This is a genomic window from Streptomyces sp. PL-25 (assembly GCF_058344915.1).
In genome coordinates, this window is the sequence record NZ_CP136997.1 from 7,528,726 (window position 1) to 7,549,877 (window position 21,152).

General features: G+C 73.6%; 11 protein-coding genes. 7 read left to right on the forward strand and 4 right to left on the reverse strand.

The features are described from left to right. Positions 1–47 precede the first annotated feature (47 nt). Both R4Z62_RS33195 and R4Z62_RS33200 read left to right on the forward strand, forming a co-directional pair. Positions 48–10,964 (forward strand): amino acid adenylation domain-containing protein, encoded by a 10,917-nt coding sequence (locus tag R4Z62_RS33195; RefSeq protein WP_491521751.1) that lies wholly within the window; start codon positions 48–50, stop codon positions 10,962–10,964. Further along, complete coding sequence (locus R4Z62_RS33200) at positions 10,951–12,654, forward strand: ABC transporter ATP-binding protein (protein ID WP_491521752.1); 1,704 nt, start codon at positions 10,951–10,953, stop codon at positions 12,652–12,654. The genes R4Z62_RS33195 and R4Z62_RS33200 overlap by 14 nt, the downstream gene beginning before the upstream one ends. Before the next feature lie 69 nt (positions 12,655–12,723). On the opposite strand, the gene R4Z62_RS33205 is transcribed toward R4Z62_RS33200, so the two are convergent. Beyond that, positions 12,724–13,839, reverse strand: a complete 1,116-nt coding sequence (locus R4Z62_RS33205) for an alpha/beta fold hydrolase (RefSeq protein WP_491521753.1) — start codon at positions 13,837–13,839, stop codon at positions 12,724–12,726. 155 nt (positions 13,840–13,994) lie between these two features. On the opposite strand from R4Z62_RS33205, the gene R4Z62_RS33210 reads away from it, so the two are divergent. Further along, positions 13,995–14,207 carry an MbtH family protein gene (locus tag R4Z62_RS33210; RefSeq protein WP_064537074.1) on the forward strand — a complete coding sequence of 71 codons (213 nt, stop codon included), beginning with the start codon at positions 13,995–13,997 and terminating at the stop codon, positions 14,205–14,207. Positions 14,208–14,224: 17 nt separating this feature from the next. Beyond that, positions 14,225–14,455, forward strand: a complete 231-nt coding sequence (locus R4Z62_RS33215) for a hypothetical protein (protein ID WP_064537075.1) — start codon at positions 14,225–14,227, stop codon at positions 14,453–14,455. An 88-nt stretch (positions 14,456–14,543) separates the two neighbouring features. On the opposite strand, the gene argB is transcribed toward R4Z62_RS33215, so the two are convergent. From argB to R4Z62_RS33230, 3 genes are all read right to left on the reverse strand, one after another. Beyond that, positions 14,544–15,407 (reverse strand): acetylglutamate kinase, encoded by an 864-nt coding sequence (gene argB, locus R4Z62_RS33220; RefSeq protein ID WP_491521754.1) that lies wholly within the window; start codon positions 15,405–15,407, stop codon positions 14,544–14,546. 188 nt (positions 15,408–15,595) lie between these two features. Next, on the reverse strand, positions 15,596–16,321 hold the full coding sequence (gene pepE / locus R4Z62_RS33225) for a dipeptidase PepE (RefSeq protein ID WP_491521755.1): 726 nt from the start codon (positions 16,319–16,321) through the stop codon (positions 15,596–15,598). A gap of 74 nt (positions 16,322–16,395) precedes the next feature. Further along, positions 16,396–17,178 carry an IclR family transcriptional regulator gene (locus R4Z62_RS33230; protein ID WP_382852528.1) on the reverse strand — a complete coding sequence of 261 codons (783 nt, stop codon included), beginning with the start codon at positions 17,176–17,178 and terminating at the stop codon, positions 16,396–16,398. 260 nt (positions 17,179–17,438) lie between these two features. Here R4Z62_RS33230 and R4Z62_RS33235 point away from each other — a divergent pair, with 260 nt between their 5' ends. From R4Z62_RS33235 to R4Z62_RS33245, 3 genes are read left to right on the forward strand one after another with little or no spacing between them, the layout of a single operon-like run. Beyond that, on the forward strand, positions 17,439–18,392 hold the full coding sequence (locus R4Z62_RS33235) for a DUF1177 domain-containing protein (RefSeq protein ID WP_491521756.1): 954 nt from the start codon (positions 17,439–17,441) through the stop codon (positions 18,390–18,392). Positions 18,393–18,394: 2 nt separating this feature from the next. Further along, positions 18,395–19,801 carry a cytosine permease gene (locus tag R4Z62_RS33240; protein WP_355482022.1) on the forward strand — a complete coding sequence of 469 codons (1,407 nt, stop codon included), beginning with the start codon at positions 18,395–18,397 and terminating at the stop codon, positions 19,799–19,801. Next, a complete protein-coding gene (locus R4Z62_RS33245; RefSeq protein WP_382852519.1) occupies positions 19,798–21,135 on the forward strand; it encodes a M20/M25/M40 family metallo-hydrolase in 1,338 nt (445 codons plus the stop codon). Before R4Z62_RS33240 ends, R4Z62_RS33245 begins: the two co-directional genes overlap by 4 nt. Positions 21,136–21,152 lie beyond the last annotated feature (17 nt).

The window sequence follows — 21,152 nt, forward strand, 5'->3', positions numbered from 1 at the left end:
AAGTTAGGTTAGCCTTGCCTTAATTCCTGGAAGGTGCTGAGACTTCGATGATGGAACCGAGCGCTCGTCTCGTGCAGATCTCCTCCACGCGCCTGGCCGACGTACGGCGGCGCATCGGCGAACACTCCGACCGGACCATCGCCGAGGCATGTGCCATCGCACTGTCGTACTGGGCGACGGACCGCAGCCCGGACGGCATCGACCTCGCCCCCGGCACCCTCTTCGCCGACGTGCTCGGCTGGGTCCGCAACGGCGGCGGCGCCCCGCGCGGCTGGGAGGTGGACGAGGCCCCGGACGGGATGCGCGTCGCCGTCCCCGAGGGCGTGTCGCCGTCCCGGGCGCAGCTCACGCTGGACGACCTGGCCGACTTCCCGGACCGGCCCCTCGGCTCCATCGGCCCGTCCGGGACGGCCGAGCGGCTGAAGACCCTCGCCGCGTGGAACGACACCGCCGCCGAACGGGTCCGGCCGACCATCGTCGAGATGTTCCGCGAACAGGCGCGGCTCAGGCCGGACGCCGTCGCCGTCGTCGACGGACACCGGTCGCTGACCTACCGCGAGGCGGCACGCCTGTCGGCCCAGCTGGCCCACCACCTGATCGCCCGCGGACTCACCGCGGAACAGGTGGTCGGCATCTCGCTGGAGCGCTCGGCGGACATGGTGATCGGCCTGCTCGGCGTGCTCCAGGCGGGCTGCGCGTTCGTGCCGCTCGATCCGCAGTGGCCCGCCGCGCGCCGCGCCGTCGTCATCGCCGACGCACAGGTCGTGGTGCAGCTCAACGCCTCCGGCGAGCACGACGCCGCCGAACCCCCCGCCGTCGCCGTCGGCCTCGACGACTGGCGCCACGGCTCCCACCCCGACGAGGCACCCCGGACCACCATCCCCGGGGGGGCCCTGGCCTACGTCATCTTCACCTCCGGTTCGACCGGCCGCCCCAAGGGCGCGATGATCCGGCACGAGGCGATCAGCGAGCGCCTGCTGTGGCAGTCCGGCGAGATCCTCGGCTTCGGCCACGACGACGCCTCGCTGTTCAAGGCACCGCTGTCCTTCGACATCTCCGTCAACGAGATCTTCCTGCCCCTGGTGTGCGGCGGCAGGCTGGTGGTCCTGCGGCCGGGCGGCGAACGCGACCCGCACCACCTGCTGAGCGTGATCGCCGGACAGCGCGTCACCTTCACCTACCTGGTGTCGTCCATGCTGGACGTCCTGCTGGAGATCGCCGGCGACTCCGGGCGGCTGGACAGCCTGCGACACGTGTGGTGCGGCGGCGAGGTGCTCACCCCGGAGCTGTACGAGCGGTTCCGCACCCGGCTCGACATCCCCATGTACCACGGCTACGGACCGGCCGAGACCACCATCGGCGTCTCGCACGTCGTCTACCGGGGCGCGGCGGAACGCCTGTCGACCTCCATCGGCAGGGCCAACCCCAACACCCAGCTGTACGTCCTGGACGAGGAACTGCGCCCGGTCCCGGTCGGCGTCGGCGGCGAACTCTACGTCGGCGGCTTCCTGCTGGGCCGCGGGTACGTCAACGCGCCCGGCCTGACCGCGACCCGCTTCGTCGCCAACCCCTTCGCGGACGACGGGTCCCGGCTGTACCGCACCGGCGACCTCGCGCGGTTCGCCCCGGACGGATCGCTGGACTTCCTCGGCCGGGCAGACAACCAGGTCAAGATCCGCGGTATGCGGCTCGAACTGGAGGACGTCGAGGCCGGTCTCGCCGAACACCCCGGCGTACGGCACACCTGCGTCGTCGCCAGGAAGAACAGCGCGGGCGGCACCTGTCTCGTCGGCTATGTGATCCCGGCCGCCGGGCACGAAGGACTGCGGGCGGCCGAGGTCAGGTCCTGGGCCGCCGGGCACCTGGTGGAGTACATGGTGCCCGCCCACATCGTCGTCCTGCCGGAGTTCCCGCTCACCCCCAACGGCAAGCTGGACCGGCGCGCGCTGCCCGAGCCGGAGATCGCCACCGGCCCGACCGTCCGGCCCGTCACCGACGAGGAGCGGGTGGTGTGCGCGGCCGTCGCCTCGCTGCTGCGGCTGGAGGAGGTCGGCGTCGACCAGGACTTCTTCCAGCTCGGCGGCGACAGCATCCTCGCCATCTCGCTGCTGAGCGCGCTGCGCGACGCCGGTCTCTACGTCACCGCCGGGCAGATCTTCGCCCACAGCGTCCTGGGCGCACTGGCCGCGGTGGCCGGCCGCGAGGACGTCACCGGCGTGGACCACGGCGACGTACCGACCGGCCCCGTCACCGGATCGCCCGTGGTCCAGTGGCTCGGCGGTACCACCGACGCGATCGACGGCTTCGTGCAGTCGGTCGTGCTGAACACCCCGGCGCAGCTCACCGCCGACGCCCTCGACACCGTCCTCACCGCCGTCGTCGCCCGCCACGACATGCTGCGCGCCCGGCTCGTGCGCGGCGAACGCTGGAGCTTCGACATCCCGGCGGCCGGCACGGCACGGGCCCACTGGCAGGAGAGCGACCGGCCGCTGGAGGAGTGCGTGGCCCTCGCCACCGGCGGACTGGACCCGGACGGCGGAATCATGCTGCGGGCCGTCTGGCGCCGCGCTGCACGCCAACTGGCCCTTGTCGCCCACCACGTGGTCGTCGACGGCGTGTCCTGGCGGGTCCTGATGGACGACCTGGCCACGGCATGGCGCCGGTGCGCCGCGGGCGAACCCGTCGAACTGCCCGCGGTCGGCACCTCGTTCCGGCGCTGGACACAACTGCTGGAGAGCGCGGACTTCGGCCGGGACCGCGCGTACTACGAGCGTCCCCTGCCGGGACCCGACGCCCCGCTCGGCAGACGGGCGCTGTCCGGGGTCGACACCGTCGCACGGGAGAGGTCCCGGACCGTCACGGTCGGCCCCGACACCACCGCCGCCCTGCTCGGCGAGGTACCGGCACGGTTCCACGCGGGCGTCAACGACGTGCTGCTGACCGCGCTCGCCGTCACCCTCGCCCGGTGGCGCCGCGACCGGGGCCAGGACCAGACGTTCGCGCACATCGAACTGGAGGGCCACGGCCGGGAGGGCCGCCATGTGGCCGCCGCCACCGGCGTCGAGCCGGAACTGTCGCGCACCGTCGGCTGGTTCACCACGCTCTTCCCCGTGACCGTCGACCCCGGCACGGCCGACGACCTCACCGACCCCGGCTACCTCGCCGCCGCGCTCAAGGCGGTCAAGGAGGACCTCGCCCGCGTGCCGGGCAACGGTCTCTCCTACGGCGCCCTGCGCCACCTGGCCGACGCCTCCTTCACCGCCCCCGCACCCCAGGTCCTCTTCAACTACCTGGGCCGCTTCGACGCGGGCGCGTCCGGGGACTGGCAACTGACCGCGGCCACCGGGCACCTGGGCGAGAGGCGCGACCCGGGCATGCGCCTGCCCCGCGTCCTGGAGTTCAACGCGATCGCCGAACCCGCCGCCGGTGGCGAGTACGAACTGGTCACCACCCTCACCTGGCCCGACGGCATGTTCACCGGCACCGACATCGACACGATCGGCGGCTACCTCCGTACGGCCCTCGCCGGGCTCGCCGCACTGGACGGCGGCGGCCACTCGCCCAGCGACTTCCCGCTGGTGCGGCTCACCCAGGCCGACGTCGACGCCCTGGACGGCCCCGCGCTGCGCGACATCCTGCCCCTGACCCCGCTCCAGGAGGGCCTGTACTTCCACTCGGTCTTCGACGACGACTCCACCGGCAGCTACGTCGAACAGCAGGTGCTGACCCTGGAGGGCGAAGCCGACGCCGACCGGCTCGCCGCCGCGGCCACCCGGCTGCTCGCCCTGCACCCCAACCTGGCCGCGCGGTTCACCGCGCTCTCCGACGGCCGCGTCGTCTCCGTCCTGGAGAGCGGGGCCCGCGCGCCGTTCACCGTGCTCGACCGGCCCGGCATCACCGACGCGGAGATCCGCGACCATGCCGAGCAGGACCGCCGCGCCGGATTCGACCTGGCCACCGGCCCGTTGATGCGGTACACGCTGTTCCGCGACACGGCGGCCGGCCGCGACGTGCTGGTGCAGACCGTGCACCACATCATCGCCGACGGCTGGTCCGTGCCGCCCATGCTCCGCACCCTGCTCGCCGAGTACCACGCGCCCGGCACCGTGTATCCGGCGGGCGGCTACGCCGACTACGTCGCCTGGCTCGCCGGACGCGACGCCGACGAGAGCGACCGGGTGTGGGACGCCGAACTGGCCGGGCTGCCCGGCCCCTCGCTGGTCGCGGCGGACCACACCCCCTCGGGCCGGTTCGCCGACACCTCCGTGCGGCTGCCGCAGGACATCGACGCGGCCGCACGGGCCGCCGGAGTCACGCTGAGCGTGGCCGTGCACAGCGCCTGGGCACTGACCCTGGGCGGCCTCCTGCACACCGGCGACGTGGTGTTCGGCTCCACCGTCTCCGGCCGCGACGCGGACGTCCCCGGCATCGGCGACATGATCGGACTCTTCATCAACACCGTCCCGCTGCGGGCCCGGTGGGACGACGGGACCACGGCGGGCGAACTGCTCTCCTCGGTGCGCGCCCACCAGAGCGCGGTCCTCGCACACCAGCACGTCTCGCTCGCGCGGATCGGCCGCCGGGCCGGCGTCGGCCCCCTCTTCGACACCCTCGTGGTGTTCGACGTGGCGACCGACGTCTCCGCCCTGCGCCGCCCCGGCGACACCCTCTCCGTCACCGGCATCGCCAACGAGGGCGCCCCGCACTACCCGCTGACCCTGGTCGTGGAGCGGACCCCCGACGGGCACCCGCGCTTCAACCTCATCCACGACACCGCGCTGCTGCGGGAGAACGGCGCCCAGGACATCCTGCGCAGGTTCACCCGCATCCTCACCGGACTGCTCGACCGGCCGGACGCCCCCGTCGCCGACCTGCTGCCGGGGGAGACCCGGAGCGCGGCGCCGACCGAACCGACCACCCTGGGCGCCCTGTTCGACGCCGCCGCGCTCCGCGACCCGGCGGCCACCGCCGTCACCCAGTGCGCCCTGGACGGCACCACCCGCTCACTGACCTACGGCGAACTGGCCGCGGCGAAGGACACCCTGGCCGCCGCCCTGCGCGCGGCCGGAGTCCGGCCGGGCCGTCGCGTCGCCGTGGCCGTCCCCCGCTCCGTGGAACAGGTCGTCGCCCTGCTCGCGATCGTCTCCGCGGGCGGCGCCTATGTGCCGCTGGACACGGCCTACCCCGACGAACGCCTGGAGTACATCCTCGCCGACGCCGCCCCGCAGGCCGTCCTCGTCGGCCCCGGAGAGCGGGACCGCTTCACGGCGCTGCTGGAGCGGGCGGGCGTCGCGGCCCGCGTCCTCGTGCAGGGCGACGAACCGCCGCACGACGCCGCCGGTTCCGCCGCTGACGCGGCCGGCCCCTCCGACCCCGCCTACGTCATCTACACGTCCGGCTCCACCGGACGGCCCAAGGGCGTCGTCGTCCCGCACTCCAGTGTGGTGGCGCTGCTCGCCAACACCCGCCGGGACATGGGCTTCGGCCCGGACGACGTATGGGTGCAGTTCCACTCGTACTCCTTCGACTTCGCGGTCTGGGAGCTGTGGGGCGCCCTGGTGCACGGCGGCGAACTGCTCGTCCCCGACTACGCGTTGACCCGCTCCCCGGTCGACTTCCACCGGCTGGTCCGCGAGCGCGGGGTGACCGTGCTCAACCAGACGCCCTCCGCCTTCCACCGGTTCACCGAGGCCGACCGGCAGGCGGGCCTGCCCCTGCCGGCGCTGCGCCGGATCATCTTCGGCGGCGAGGCGCTGGACCTCGCGCGGCTGCGCGGCTGGACCGAACGCCACGGCACCGCAGCGCCCGAACTGGTCAACATGTACGGCATCACCGAGACCACGGTCCATGTGACCCACCGGGTGCTCACCGGCGACGACTTCGGCTCCGACGGCGTCAGCCCCATCGGCGGCCCCGTCCCCGGCCTGGTCGCCCATCTGCTCGACGACCGGCTCCGGCCGGTGCCGCCCGGCCGGGAGGGCGCCATCTACGTGGCCGGTGACCAGGTGTCCCTCGGCTACCTGGGCCGTCCCGGGCTCACCGCGAGCCGGTTCGTGGCGAACCCGTTCGCCGCGGACGGCTCCCGCATGTACCACACGGGCGACCTCGCCCGCCGCACCCTCGGCGGCGAGCTGGAGTTCACCGGCCGCGCCGACGACCAGGTGCAGCTCAAGGGCTTCCGCATCGAGCTGGGCGAGGTCGAGTCCGCCGTACGGGACCTCGACGGCGTGACCGACGCCGCCGTCACCGTCGCGGACAGCGGAGACCACCTCGTCGCCCACGTCGTGGGCCGCGCACCCGCCGGCCTCACCGCACTCCTCGCCGCGAAGCTGCCCGCGCACATGGTGCCGGGCCGCGTCCTGGCGGTGGACGCCCTGCCCCTGACCGTCAACGGCAAACTGGACCGCGAGGCCCTGGCCGAGCGGGCCGCCGCAGCGCAGACCGAGGAGGCTCCGGCGGCCGCCCCCGACTCCGTACTCTCCGCGCTGACCGCGCTGACCGGCATCTTCGCCGACACCCTGGACCAGCCGGGCGCCGACGCCGACACCGACTTCTTCGGCGCCGGCGGCGACAGCATCGTCGCCATCACCGTCGTCAACCGGGCCAGGGCGCTCGGCCTGCCGGTCACGCCCCGCGACGTGTTCCTGCTGAAGACACCGCGCGCGCTCGCCGGTGAGCTGGCCGCCCGCGCACCGCGGAGCGCGCAGGCCGCCGCGGCGTCCGCTCGGCGCGAGCACGGCCCGGTGCCGCCCACCCCGGTCATCCTGCGCCGGCGCGAACTGGGCGGCTCTCTGGACCGGTTCGCCCAGGCCAGGACCCTGGAGGTGCCCGACGGCATCGCCTACCGGGACATCGAGCGCGCCGCGAACGCCGTCCTGGCCGCCCACCCGGCCCTCGGGCTGCGGCTGAGCACGGAGCACGGCGTGTGGACGCTGCGCACCGGCCCCGCACGCGAGGCCACCGTCGTACGCGCGGACACGGCCGACGCCACCACTGCCGCCGACGAGGCCGCCGCCCGGCTCGACCCCGCGACCGGCGACCTCACCGCGTTCACCTGGCTCCCCGCCACCCGCACCCTGGTCGTCACCGTCCACCATCTCGCGGTCGACTCGGTGTCCTGGCTGATCCTGCTGGACGACCTGGCGGACGCCCTGCGCGGGCGGGAACTCGCACCGCCGACCACGTCCTACGCCGAGTACGCCGAGGCACTCGTCCAGGAGTCCGCCGACACCACCGGCCTCGGCCACTGGATCGACACCCTCCGGGCACCCGCGCTGCTGCCCGCGACCGGCGCGCTGCGCGAGACCACCGCCGTCCTCGATCCCGGCACCAGCGACCGGGTGACGCGCACCGCGCCCGCCGCGCTCGGCGTCGCCCTCACCGAACTGCTCTGCGGCGCACTGCGCGCCGCGCTGACCCGGATCCAGCCGGCCCCCACCGATCTCGCGATCGACCTGGAGCGGCACGGCCGCGTCCCCGTGCGCGAGGACCACGACTACACCCGCACGGTCGGCTGGTTCACCGCCATCGCCCCCGTACGGCTCACCGCGCACACCGACCCCGTCGCCGCGGCCCGCGAACTCGCCGAGCGACAGCCGGACGAGGCCGGGCACCTCGCCTACGGCCGGCTGCGCCACCTCAACGCGCAGACCGCCCCGATGCTCACCGCCCGCCCGCAGGTGCTCTTCAACTACCTCGGCCGCGGCGGCGAGTCCCAGGCCCCGCGCATCACCGGCGGCGACCAGGGCAGCCCGTACGCCGTGGAGGTCAACGCCTGGACCGACGCGGCCACCGGCAGCCTGCACGCCGAATTCACCCTCGCCGAGGAGATCCCCGACGAGATCACCGCCCACTGGCTGCACGCCCTGGAGGGCATCGCGGACGCCGCCGCCACCGCCGAACGCACCGCACCGGTCACCCCGCTCCAGCGCGGACTGTTCTTCCAGGCCCAACTGGCGGGCCCGTCCGGGCACTACGTCGCCCAGAGCCACTTCGGCTTCGACCGGCGACTGGACACCGACGCGCTCGCCGAGGCCATGGCGGCCGTGATCGCCCGGCACCCCGCCGTCGGCGCCGCCTTCACCACCGACGACGACGGCAACCCGGTCCAGCTCCTCAGGGCGGGCCTGCGGGCGGCCGTCCGCACGGTCGAACTGTCCACCGAGGCGGACGTGCGGGACCTGTGCGCGCGCGACCGCGGCACCGGATTCGACCTGACCGATCCGCCCCTGATCCGGCTGACCGTGATCCGGCGGCCCGGCGGACGCGACGACCTCCTCCTCAGCTACCACCTGCTGCTGTGGGACGGCTGGTCCCGCGCGATCGTGCTGCGCGACCTGTTCGCCGCCTACGAGGCCGTCCTCGCGGGCGAACAGCCGGACACCCACCCCGTCGCACCCGGCTTCGAGGACCACGCCCGGACCCTCGCCGCCAGGGACCAGGCCGCATCGGAACGCTTCTGGGCCGAGCACCTGGCCGCGCTCCCGGGCCCGACCCTGCTCGCCGGACCCGCACCCGCCCTCTCGGCGGACCTGCCGCCCGCCCTCGTGCGCACCCTCACCGCCGAGCAGTCGGACCTGCTGCGGGAGGCGGCCAGGAAGCACGGCGTCACCCTCAACTCCGTCCTCACCGGCGCGTTCGGCCTGCTGCTGGGCGCACACACGGGCCGCGCCGACGCGGTGTTCGGCGTGACCGTCTCCGGCCGCGAGGGCGAGGGACTGGCCGACATCGTCGGAGTGCTGCTCAACACCGTGCCGATGTGGACCCGGGCCCGGCCCGACGACACGGTCGAGGACTATCTGACGGCGGTCCAGGCGTCCCGGGTCGCGGCCATGGAGCACGAACACCTCGGCCTCGGCGAGATCCAGCGGGCCGGCGGCCACGACACCCTGTTCGACAACCTCTTCGTGCTCCAGAACTTCCTGGACCTGGACGCCTTCGCCGAGATGAACGCCCGCCACGGCATCACCGCCGTGCGCTCCGACGACTCCACCCACTACCCGTTCACCTGGGTCGTCACCCCCGGCGACCGGCTCACGATCAAGTTGGAGCACCGCCACGGCGACAGCGACGGCGCCCGCCGCCTCCTCGACGGCTACGTACGCGTACTGGAGGACCTGGCCACGGCGAGCGGACCGGTGGGCGCCCTGCGCGGCTTCGGTCCCGAGCCCGAGCCGGCCGTCCGCACGGACATCGGCACGGACACCGTCGTCGACCGGTTCGACGCGGCGGCCGACCGCGCCCCGCGGCGCACCGCGCTCGTCTCGCACGGCGGGAGCATGACGTTCGCCGAACTCCGCGACCGCAGCCGGGCACTGGCGGGCGTGCTCGCCGGACGCGGCATCGGACCCGAGCGGACCGTGGCCCTCGCCCTCCCGCGCTCCCTCGACTCGATCGTCGCCCTGTTCGCCGTGCTGCGCACCGGAGCCGCGTACGTGCCGCTGGAGCTGGACCACCCCGACGAGCGGATCGCCTCGATCGTCGCCGACGCCCGCCCCGACGTGACCCTCACCGTCAGCACCGTGTCGCCCCGGCTCACCGGCGACCTGATCGAACTCGACCGGCCGCTCCCGCCGGCCGAGCCGTTCGTGACGTTCGCGCCGGACGACCCGCACCGCCTGCGGCACCCGGCCTACACGATCTACACCTCCGGTTCCACCGGGCGGCCCAAGGGCGTGGTGACCGAGTACGCCGGCCTCACCAACATGCTCGTCAACCACCAGCGCCGTGTCTTCGGTCCGGTGCTGGCCGGCCACGGCGACCGGGTCTTCCGGATCGCCCACACCGTGTCCTTCGCCTTCGACATGTCGTGGGAGGAGCTGCTGTGGCTCGCCGACGGCCACGAGGTGCACATCTGCGACGAGGAGCTGCGCCGCGACGCGCCCGCCCTGGCCGCCTACTGCCGTGAGCACGGCATCGACGTCGTCAACGTGACCCCCACGTACGCCCAGCAGCTGGTGGCCGAGGGACTGCTCGACACCCCCGGCCGGCGTCCCGCGCTGGTCCTGCTGGGCGGCGAGGCGGTCACCCCGGCCCTGTGGCAGCGGCTCACCGACACCGAGGGCACCGTCGGCTACAACCTGTACGGACCCACCGAGTACACCATCAACACCCTGGGCGTGGGCACCTTCGAGTGCCAGGACCCGGTGGTGGGGGTGGCGATCGACAACACCGACGTGTTCGTGCTGGACCCGTGGCTGCGGCCGCTGCCGGACGGGGTGCCCGGCGAGCTGTACGTCTCGGGCATCGGCATCGCCCGCGGCTACCTCGGCCAGAGCGCGCAGACCGCGCACCGCTTCGTCGCCTCGCCCTTCGGCCGGCCCGGCGAACGCATGTACCGCACCGGCGACCTCGTGGTCCGGCGGCCCGACGGCCATCTGGCCTACCTCGGCCGCACCGACCAGCAGGTCAAGATCCGCGGCCACCGGGTCGAACTCGGCGAGGTCGAGGCGGCGTTCGCCGCCCACCCGGCGGTACGCTTCGCCGCCGCCGTCGCCCAGCCGGACCCGCGGGTCGACGGCGCCCACCGGCTGGCCGCCTACCTGGTGCTCGACGGCGCCGACCTGGCGACGGTCGCCGCCGAGGTGGGCGCCGCGCTGCCGGACTTCCTGCGCCCGACCCACTACGCCGAGGTCGACCGCATCCCGCTCACCGTCAACGGCAAGGCCGACACCAGGGCCCTGCCCGAGCCCCGGCCGCTGGGAGCGCTGACCACCGGGGGCGAGCGCCGCCCGCGGACCGGGACCGAGACACTGGTCTGCGAGTGTTTCGCCGAGGCCCTGGACCTGGACGACGAGGAGGTGAGCGCGGTGAGCGACTTCGTGTCGCTCGGCGGCCACTCCATGCTCGCCGTCCGCCTGAACGGGCTGCTCCGCCGCGAGTTCGGACCCGTGATCACCATCCGCGACCTGTTCACCCTGCGCACCCCGGAAGCGATTGCCCGCCACCTCGATGACCACTCCTGACGTCCAGCGGTCCCGCGCCCAGGGATCCGGCATCCTCCGCACCGCCGTGCGCCGCAACGTGGGCGCGATGGCCTGGGGCACCCTCCTGATGGGGCTGTACCAGGCGGGCGAGACCGCCTTCCCGATCGCACTCGGCCTGATCGTCGACCACACCCTGCGGCACCGGAGCGCGGCGGCGCTCGGCCTGTCGGTCGCGGCGCTCGCCGTGATCGTCACGACCGTGTCGCTGTCGTGGCGCTTCGGGATGCGCGTCCTCCAGAAGGCCAACACGACCGAGGCGCACCGCTGGAGGGTGCGGGTCGCGGCCTGCGGCCTCCAGCCGGTGGCCCGGGACACCGGCCTCAAGTCCGGCGAGGTGCTGACCATCGCCACCGAGGACGCCGACCAGACCGCCGACATCGTGGAGGTGGTCCCCATGCTGGTCAGCTCCCTGGTCGCGGTGCTGATCGCGGCGGTCACCCTGAGCCTGGCGAGCCTCCGGCTCGGCCTGCTCGTCCTGGTGGGCACCGTCGCCATCCTCTCGGTGCTCAGCGTGATGTCCCGGCGCATCGGCACCAGCACCAAGGAGCAGCAGGCCCGGGTGGCACGAGCGGGCGCGAAGGTCGCCGACCTGATCATCGGCCTGCGCCCGCTGCACGGCTTCGGCGGCAACCACGCGGCGTTCCTGTCCTACCGGAAGGTCAGCCAGGAGGCCAGGCAGCAGGCGGTCACCGTGGCCCGGGTGAACGGTCTCTACGCGGGCGCCGCGCTGGGCCTGAACGCCGCCCTCGCCGCCTCGGTGACGCTGACCGCCGGGTGGCTGGCCCTCGACGGGCGGATCAGCATCGGGGAACTGGTCACGGCCGTCGGTCTGGCGCAGTTCATCATGGAACCGCTCAAGCTGTTCTCGGACATGCCCAAGTACGTCATGATGGCGCGCGCCTCGGCCGAGCGGATGGCCCTGGTGCTGTCCGGGCCGCCGGTGACGACCCCGGGGACCGGGCGCCCGGACCCGGGCGGGGACCTGGAGGTCGACGGCGTCCGGTACGGGGCCCTGCGCGGCGTGGAGTTCCGGGTCCCGGCGGGCTCCTTCACGGCGATCGCGGCCCACCAGCCGCGCGCGGCGGGCGAACTGACCTCGATCCTGGCGCTGTCCGTCCCGCCGGACGCCTACGAGGGGACGGTGCGCGTCGGCGGGCGGCGGCTCGCGGAGCTGTCGGTCGAGTCGGTCCGCGAGCACCTCCTCGTGAACCCCTACGACGGGGAGATCTTCGCCGGCACCCTCCGCTCGAACATCGACCCGTCCGGGACGAGCCGCATGGTGGCCGAGGCGGTCGAGGCGTCCCTGCTGACCGACGTGGTCGCCCTGCACCGGGAGGGGCTGGACCACGAGGTCCGCGACCGCGGCTCGAACCTCTCCGGCGGCCAGCGCCAACGGCTCTCCCTGGCGCGGGCGCTGGCCGCCGACAGCGACGTCCTGGTGCTGCACGACCCGACGACGGCGGTGGACGCCGTGACCGAGCAGCTCGTCGCGCGCAACATCGCGCGGCTGCGCCGGGGCCGTACCACCGTCGTCGTCACCACCAGCCCGGCCCTGCTGGACGCCGCCGACCGGGTCCTCGTCCTGGACGGCGGGGTCGTCACCGCCCGGGGCACCCACCGCGAACTCCTGGCGAGCGACGAGGCGTACCGCCTGGCCGTGACGAGGTGAGCGGCCCGGCCGGATCCCCGAGGGCCCGGGGCGCGCGGCGGTCCGCCGGTGACCCGGGCCCCGCGCCCGTCAGCCCAGCGCCCAGGCGACATCCCTGAGCAGGGAGTGCCGCCAGCCCGCCCGGTCATGGTGCGAGGCCGACCTGGACACCCGTACGGTCGCACCGGAGCGCCGGGTCAGGTCCTCGACCAGCTCGCAGTGGGGGCGCATACGTGTCTCGTGCTCGCCCAGGTCGAAGGCGATCCTCAGTCCGGCCGGGGCGGGCCGCTCGCGCAGCCGCGCGGCGACGGTGCCGCCGACCGGGCCGCCCAGCGGGTCCGGCAGCTCCATGGCCCCGGGCGTCCACCAGAACGAGCCCGACTGGCACGCGACGCGGGACACCAGCTCCGGGAACTCCAGCGCCGCGTACAGCGCGCTCAGCCCGCCCAGACTCTGCCCGGCGACCACCAGGCGGTCCGGGTCGGCGGGCACCCCGCTGTCCGCCACCAGCGGCAGCAACTCCTCCCGCACCGACTCCCACAGCTCGGGCCGGCACCCGAACTCGGCGGGCCGGTCCCGGGACGGCACGAAGACCAGCGTGACCGCGGGCACGTCACCGGCGGCGACGGCCGCGTCGAACGCCGCCATGGCCGGATGCAGGTAGAGCCAGTCGTCGCCGTCCAGCAGCAGGACCACCGGGCCGCCGCCGCCCACCGGATGGACCCGCACCGTCCGCCGCCCGCCCAGCCGCCCGGCGGGCCAGCGGATCCGAGTGCGGGGCAGCGGCAGCACGTCGCCGGCGCCGACGGACGGCCAGTGCGGCTGCGGGGGAGCGTCCGGTGTGGCGGTCACGGACCGGTCGCCGCCCATCCCGACGGGGTTGAGCGGATCGGCGCAGGAGATGTCGCCCGCCACGAACCGGTAGGTCGCCCGGAACCGCGCGGGCAGGGGCACCTGGGCGTACCAGCAGTCCGTGTCGCGCCACCGGACCAGCGGCACCGGGTCCGGCCAGCTCTCGAACGCGACGACCGCCGGACCGCCGCGCCGCAGGAACAGGGTGAGCCAGCCGCCGTCGCCGGACGGCACGGGCACGGGAGCCGCGGCGGCCCAGAACGCGTCGGTGCCGGGCGTACCGGACAGTCCGAACGCGGCGAAGGGGCTCCGCGTGCCGTCCGCGTCCGGGACCCGTTCGACTGGACGACGCATCGGTGTCTCCTTGTGAGGGGAAAGAGGGAACGTTAAGCTGCGATTAGGCGAGCCTAACCTAAGTGTGTGGCCGCCTCTGTTGCCGAACCCATCCCCGACCGAGCACCCCGTGGACATGGCACCCGCCGTCCCAACGGGCCAGGAGGAAACCGGACATGAGCACCAACCCGTTCGACGACGCCGACGGCCGCTTCCTGGTCCTGGTGAACGACGAGGGCCAGCACTCGCTCTGGCCGTCCTTCGCCGCGGTGCCCGGAGGGTGGACGGTCGCCCTGGAGGAGACCACCCGCGACGCCTGCCTGGAGTACGTCGAGACCCACTGGACCGATCTGCGCCCCCGCTCCCTCGCCGAAGCCGCCGACGCCTGACCGGAAGCGGGACAACCATGAGCAGCCCGACGGACGTCCTGGAGCGGTACGCCCACCTCTGGGAGGAGCCCGACGTCCTGCCCCGCTGGATCATCTGGCGCGCGGACGCGGGGGAGACCTTCGTCTTCGACCGGCACCTCAACATCCCCGTCGACGTGGACGACACGTCGCTCGCCGAGGTCCTGCGCCGGATGCGCGAGGCCGGGGCGCCGGAGACGGACTCCTATCCCGGGCGGCGCTGCGGCTAGCGCCCCGGCGTCCCGGACATGACGGTGGCCCCGCCCGAGGGCGGGGCCACCGTCATGTCCGGGTGGTCACACGGCGCGTTACGTGCCGTCAGGTCCCGTCCGGGACCACCGTGGTGCCGGACGGGGTCCCGGTGAAGACGCCGCGCAGCAGCACGTGCGGGACCCGGCCGTCGACGACCTGGGCCCTGGTGACCCCGGACCGTACGGCGCGCAGGCAGCCCTCCATCTTGGGCAGCATCCCGGCGGCGAGCCCCGGCAGCAGCGCGTCCAGCTCACCGGCCGTCAGACGCCCGATCACCTCGGTGCCGTGCGGCCAGTTCGCGTACAGGCCCTCGACGTCGGTCATCACCACCAGCCGGTCCGCCCCCAGTGCCACGGCCAGGGCCGAGGCGGCGAGATCGGCGTTGACGTTGTAGACCAGGCCGTCCTCGCCGCGTGCGACGGGCGAGACCACGGGGATGCGGCCCTGCTCCAGCAGCGTGTCGATCGTGGCGGCCTCCACGGCCACGACATCGCCGACCAGGCCGATGTCCACCGGCCGGCCGTCGACCCAGGCGGGGCGCCGCACGGCGGTCATCGTGTGGGCGTCCTCGCCCGACAGGCCCACGGCGAACGGTCCGTGGGCGTTGATGGCCCCGACCAGCTCGCGCTGGACGTGGCCGGTGAGCACCATCCGGACGACGTCCATGGTCTCCGGCGTCGTCACCCGCAGCCCGGCCTCGAAGCGCACCTCCAGGCCGAGCCGGTCGAGCAGGGCGCTGATCTGCGGGCCGCCGCCGTGCACGACGACGGGCCGCAGGCCCGCGTGCCGCAGCTCCACCAGGTCCTGGGCGAACGTCCGGTGCAGGGACGGATCCACCATGGCGTTGCCGCCGAACTTCACGACGACCGTGCGGCCCCGGAGTTCCTTCGCCCACGGCAGGTCCCGGCCGCCGGGCGTCGGAGCGGGCACCGGCCTCCCGGCCGCCCCCGCCGTCCTCGTCGTTCCCGCGGCCTGCGCCGTACTCGGCTCCGTCATCTCCGCCCCGTTCACGAGCTGTACGCCCTGGGCGCGGGGAGAGGGTGCCCCACGCCGGATCTCGCACTTAGCTTAGCCTAACCTAAGCACGATCAACGGCACCGGGCCAAGGCGCGCGCAGGCTATGCCCGCCGGTCGAACTCCGGTGTCACCGTGAGCAGTTCGGAGACGTCCGACCCGACGGCCAGCTCGCGCGGCTGCGCACCCCGCCGGAACAGCCGGGCCGGACGCTCGCCCCCGACCGCGGCACGGCCGTCGGCCACCCGCAGCCAGGAGCCCTCGCGCAGCCCCAGGACCGGCACGTCGTTCTCCTCCAGGAACTCCGTCAGCCGCTCCTCGCGGGTCTCGCCCTTGTGCGTGGAGCGCGGGTCGGGGTCCAGGTAGTGCGGATTGATCTGGAAGGGGACCAGGCCCAGCGCCTCGAACGACGGCGGCTGCACGATCGGCATGTCGTTGGTGGTGCGCAGCGTGGGCGCGGCCATGTTGGTGCCCGCGCTGGCCCCCATGTACGGCAGCCCGCCGCGCACCGCGTCCCGCAGCGCCTCGCGCAGTCCCGTCCGGTACAGGGCGCTCAGCAGCCGGAACGAGTTGCCGCCGCCGACGAACACGGCGTCCGACGCGGCCAGTCGCGCGAGCGGGTCGCCGCCCTCGTGCACCCCGCGCACCTCGATCCCGGCGTCCGCGAGCGCGCCGCGCACCTTGGCGGTGTACGCGTCGTGGTCGGCGAGCGCGTACGGCACGAACGCCAGCCGCGCCCCCGCGGGCAGGAAGCCGGTCACGGTGTCCAGGGCGTGTTCCAGGTAACCGCGGCCGTACTGGGTGGAGTTGGACAGGAGCAGCAGATTCACGGGGTGTCCCTCATTGAACGGGTGCGACACAGGTGCGACACGGGGGTGATACGGGTGCGATGGTGAGGTGCGGGTCAGGCCGGGCGCGCGGCGCGCGGCCTGCGGTGGTGCTGCGGCGGATGCGTCAGGCGCCGCTCCAGGAGCCGGGCCGCGCGGCGCAGCGCGTCGAGGCGGTCCTCGGGCCCGTCCGGGAAGCGTTCCTTGGCGGCGCCGAGGCTGAGGCTGCCGTAGGGCTCGGCGCCGAGGAAGACGGGCACGGCGACGGTGCCGATCCCGGCGTCGTACTCGCCCACGGTCCAGGCGTACCCCTGCGCGCGCACCTCGCGGAACTCGCGCTCCAGCCGGTCGGGGTCGGTGACCGTGCGCTCGGTGAAGCGCGCCATCGGACGGCTGCGGAACAGCCGGTGGCGCTGCTCGTCGGGGAGGAAGGCGTAGTACGACTTGCTGGTGGCGCCCGCGTGCGCCGGGTACAGCTCGCCGACCAGCGGGTAGTAGCGCAGCGGCCCCTCCTCGCCCTCGACGGCCGCCACACAGCGCATGTGGAAGCTGTCCGGCAGACAGAACAGCACGGTGTCGCCGGTCACCGCCCGCAGCTCCTGGAGCACCGGTTCCGCCAGCAGCTCCAGGGAGCCCGAACGCTCCCACAGCCGGCCCAGGCGCAGCGCGGCCGGGCCGATGCGGTAGCGCCGGGTCGCCGGGTCGGAGACCAGGAAGCCGCGGCCCGCGAGCGTGGACAGCAGCCGCTGGGCGACCGAGGTGTCCCAGCCGAACTCGCCGGCCACCTCCGTCACCCCCCAGTCGGGCCGCGAGCGCTCGAAGGCCAGCAGCACCAGCAGGGCGCGGTCCACGGTCTGCAGCGCCCCGGCCGGGGTCCTGCGGTCGGCGGGCTGACCGGACTGACCGGACTGGTCAGGCTGACCGGACCTACCGGGCTGATCAGGCACGGACGGCTCCTCTCCCTCGCTTGTCCCTCGCTTGCCGTCTCCTCGCCGCGCCGGACGAAGCGTCTCGCCATCCAGACGTGTATTGCAGATAACGGGAAACAGTTGCGGAGAACGTTAACGGATCCCGAACCTGCTGTCAGCACCGCCCCGGGTGCGGATCAGGAGAACTGCCCATGTTGAAGTACGTCCTGGGCCTCGTCGAGCTGCTCGACGACCCCGACGTCGACGGCAAGCGCGTCGCCGCCCATCTCGACACCTTCGCGGGTCCCGAGGGCTCCGGCGCCCAGGTCACCACCGTCACCGGCGAGCGCGGCTCGACGGACTTCGTCCTCGTGCGGATCCCCGGGCGCGGCGGCCGCGCCGCCGGCGGCACGGCCCGCACCCTCGGCGTGGTGGGCCGGCTGGGCGGCGTCGGCGCGCGCCCGGAGATCACCGGGCTGGTCTCCGACGCGGACGGCGCCGTCGCCGCGCTGGCCACCGCCGCCAAGCTGCTCGACATGCGCCGCCGGGGCGACGTCCTGGACGGCGACGTGGTCGTCGCCACCCACATCTGCCCGAACGCCCCGACCGCGCCGCACGACCCGGTCCCGTTCATGGACTCGCCGGTCGACATCGCCACCATGAACCGGCACGAGGTCACCGCCGACATGGAGGCGGTGCTGTCCATCGACACCACCAAGGGCAACCGGATCATCAACCACAAGGGCCTCGCCCTGTCACCCACCGTGAAGGAGGGCTGGGTGCTCCGGGTCAGCGAGCAGCTGGGCGAGCTGCTCGCCGTGGTCACCGGTGAGCCGTTGGTCACGTACCCGGTGACCACCCAGGACATCACCCCGTACGGTAACGGTGTACACCACATCAATTCGATCCTGCAGCCGGCCACGGCGACCTCCGCCCCGGTCGTCGGTGTCGCGGTGACCTCCGCCGCGGCGGTGCCCGGCTGCCAGACGGGCGCGAGCCACGAGGGCGACATCGCGGCGGCGGCCCGGTTCGCCGTCGAGACGGCGAAGGCGTACGGCGGCGGCCGCCTCGACTTCCACGACGAGGCCGAGTTCGCCGCCCTCGTCGCCCGCTACGGCCCGCTCGCCCACCTGCAGACCCTCGGCAACGCCCCCAGGGAGTCGTGACCATGGCCACACACGAGAACACGGCCGCGCCCCCGCAGGAGGGCGGCGCCAGAGCCGTCGGCAGCGACGACTACGCCCTGTCCCGCGTCCCGCGCGACAAGCGGCTCGGCTTCTGGACCATGCTGCTCCAATGGCTCGCCCAGTCGGGCTCCATCTCGCAGTTCACGCTCGGGGCCACCATCGGCGTCGGCATGTCCTTCGGCGACGCGTTCTGGGCCTTCACCCTGGGCGCGGTGATCCTCGAGGTCGTGATCTTCGCGATCGGCCTCGCCGGGATGCGCGAGGGCCTGGCGACCCCGCTGCTCACCCGCTGGGCCGGCTTCGGCCGCAACGGCTCCGCCCTGGTCAGCCTGGTCATCTCGATCAGCCTCGTCGGCTGGTTCGGCGTCCAGAACACGATCTTCGGCGACAGCGTGTCCTCGCTGGTCGGCGGGCCGTCCTGGCTGTGGTGCGTGGTCGCGGGCATCGCCATCACCGTCCTGGTGATCTTCGGCTTCCGCTACATGGCCGTCTTCGCCAAGATCGTCACCCCGCTGTTCTTCGCGATGGTGGCCTGGTCGGTCACCGACGCGCTCAGCGAGCACTCGCTGTCCGAGCTGATCCACTCCCCGGCGCCCGGCCAGGCGATCCCGCTCTCCGTCGCCGCCACCGCCATCGCGGGCGGCTACATGACCGGCGCGATCGTCTCGCCCGAGATGACCCGCTACAACCGCAAGGGCAGCCACGTCTTCCTGCAGAGCGCCTCGTCGATGATCCTGTCCGAGTACATCGTCGGCCTGACCGGCGTGCTGCTCGGCCACATGGTCGGCAACGGCCAGGTCTCGCAGATCGTGCTCTCCACCTCCGGCGTCTTCGGCGTCCTGGTCGTCCTGATGTCCACGGCGAAGATCAACGACTGGAACCTGTACGGTTCCTCGCTCGGCGTCGTCAACTTCTTCCAGGTCGTCTTCGCCAAGCGCCTGCACCGCGGCGCGGTCACCATCGTCCTCGGCATCGCCGGGACCGTGCTGTCCGCCATCGGCATCATGACCCACTTCACCGACTTCCTGTCCGTGCTCGGCGTCGCCATCCCGCCGGTGGGCGGCATCATCGTCGCCGAGTACTGGGTCGTGCGCCGCATGCGCGCCCCGCTCGACGCCACCCGTGACGCCGGGACCCTGCCCGCCACCTCGCCGACCTGGGTCCCCATGTCCCTGGTCATCTGGGCCGCCGCGTTCTGCGTCGGCAAGTTCTACGACGGTGGCATCCCCGCCCTGAACTCCCTGCTCACCGCCTTCGTCCTCTACGCCGCCCTCGGCCTCGCCGGCTGGATCCGGCCGTACGGCACCACCACCGTCGAGGACCAGTCCGGCGACACCGGCACCACGACCCCGGCCGCCTCCGGCACGGCCCCCGTAGGAGCACCATGACCAGCACCGCCCCCGCCCTCGTCCCCGCCTCCGAGGAGGCGCAGCAGGAAGTCGTCGACCTGTGCGCGGAGCTGATCCGCTTCGACACCTCCAACCCCACCAGCGACGAGCGCGCCTGCGCCGACTGGGTCGTGGCCCGCCTCGCCGACGTCGGCATCGCCTCCGAGCTGGTGGAGAGCGCCCCGGGCCGCGCCAACGTCATCGCCCGCATCCCCGGCACCGACCCCGCCCGTGGGGCCCTGCTCGTCCACGGCCACCTGGACGTCGTACCCGCCGACGCCGCCGAATGGCAGGTCCCGCCGTTCTCCGGCGAGATCCGCGACGGCTATCTGTGGGGCCGCGGCGCCATCGACATGAAGGACACGGTGGCCGTCATGCTGGCCACCGCCCGGCACTTCGCCCGCACCGGCACCCGGCCCGCCCGCGAGATCGTCCTCGCCTTCCTCGCCGACGAGGAGGCGGGCGGCAGGTTCGGCGCCCACTGGCTGGTCGAGCACCGGCCGGAGCTGTTCACCGGTGTCACCGAGGCGATCGGGGAGGGCGGCGGCTTCAGCTACGCCCTCGACGACACCCGCCGCCTCTACCCGATCGAGAACGCCCAGCGTGGCATGGCCTGGATGGAGCTGACGGCCACCGGACGCGCCGGGCACGGCTCGTCCCCGAACACCGAGAACGCCGTCACCGACCTCGCCGAGTCCCTCACCCGCATCGGCCGCCACACCTTCCCGGTCCGGCTGATCGCGCCGGTGCGCGCCGTACTGGAGGAGGCCGCCCGGCTCCAGGGCGTCGACGTCGACCTGGACACCGAGGACGCCGAGGACCTGGAGACGGAGCTGGCCAAGCTGGGCCATGTCGCCGACTTCCTCCAGGTGGTCCTGCGCAACTCGGCCAACCCGACGATGTTCTCGGCGGGCTACCAGACCAATGTGATCCCGGGCCGCGCCACCGCCCGCGTCGACGGCCGCTTCCTGCCCGGCCACGAGCAGGAGCTGATCGACACCGTCGACGCGCTGCTGCTGCCCTCGGTCTCCCGCGAGTGGGTCAACCACGACATCGCCATGGAGACCTCCTTCGACGGCCCGCTCGTCGACGCCATGTGCGCCGCCGTGCGCGCCGAGGACCCCGACGGCCATCCCGTGCCGTACTGCAACCCCGGCGGCACCGACGCCAAGGCGTTCACCAAGCTGGACATCCGCTGCTTCGGCTTCAAGGGCCTCAAGCTGCCCCACGACCTCGACTACAGCCGTCTGTTCCACGGCGTGGACGAGCGGGTGCCGCTGGAGGGACTGCGCTTCGGCGTACGGGTGATGACCCGGCTGTGGCAGGACTGCTGAACCGGCCACGGCACCTC

What these genes read in the sequence shown, in the direction of transcription:
- R4Z62_RS33215 (WP_064537075.1), top strand. Translation starts at nt 14,225, where the DNA reads ATGAGCAGCCCGACGGACGTCCTGGAGCGGTACGCCCACCTCTGGGAG.
- R4Z62_RS33195 (WP_491521751.1), top strand. Translation starts at nt 48, where the DNA reads ATGATGGAACCGAGCGCTCGTCTCGTGCAGATCTCCTCCACGCGCCTG.
- R4Z62_RS33240 (WP_355482022.1), top strand. Translation starts at nt 18,395, where the DNA reads ATGGCCACACACGAGAACACGGCCGCGCCCCCGCAGGAGGGCGGCGCC.
- R4Z62_RS33235 (WP_491521756.1), top strand. Translation starts at nt 17,439, where the DNA reads ATGTTGAAGTACGTCCTGGGCCTCGTCGAGCTGCTCGACGACCCCGAC.
- R4Z62_RS33210 (WP_064537074.1), top strand. Translation starts at nt 13,995, where the DNA reads ATGAGCACCAACCCGTTCGACGACGCCGACGGCCGCTTCCTGGTCCTG.
- R4Z62_RS33200 (WP_491521752.1), top strand. Translation starts at nt 10,951, where the DNA reads ATGACCACTCCTGACGTCCAGCGGTCCCGCGCCCAGGGATCCGGCATC.
- R4Z62_RS33205 (WP_491521753.1), bottom strand. Translation starts at nt 13,839, where the DNA reads ATGCGTCGTCCAGTCGAACGGGTCCCGGACGCGGACGGCACGCGGAGC.
- R4Z62_RS33245 (WP_382852519.1), top strand. Translation starts at nt 19,798, where the DNA reads ATGACCAGCACCGCCCCCGCCCTCGTCCCCGCCTCCGAGGAGGCGCAG.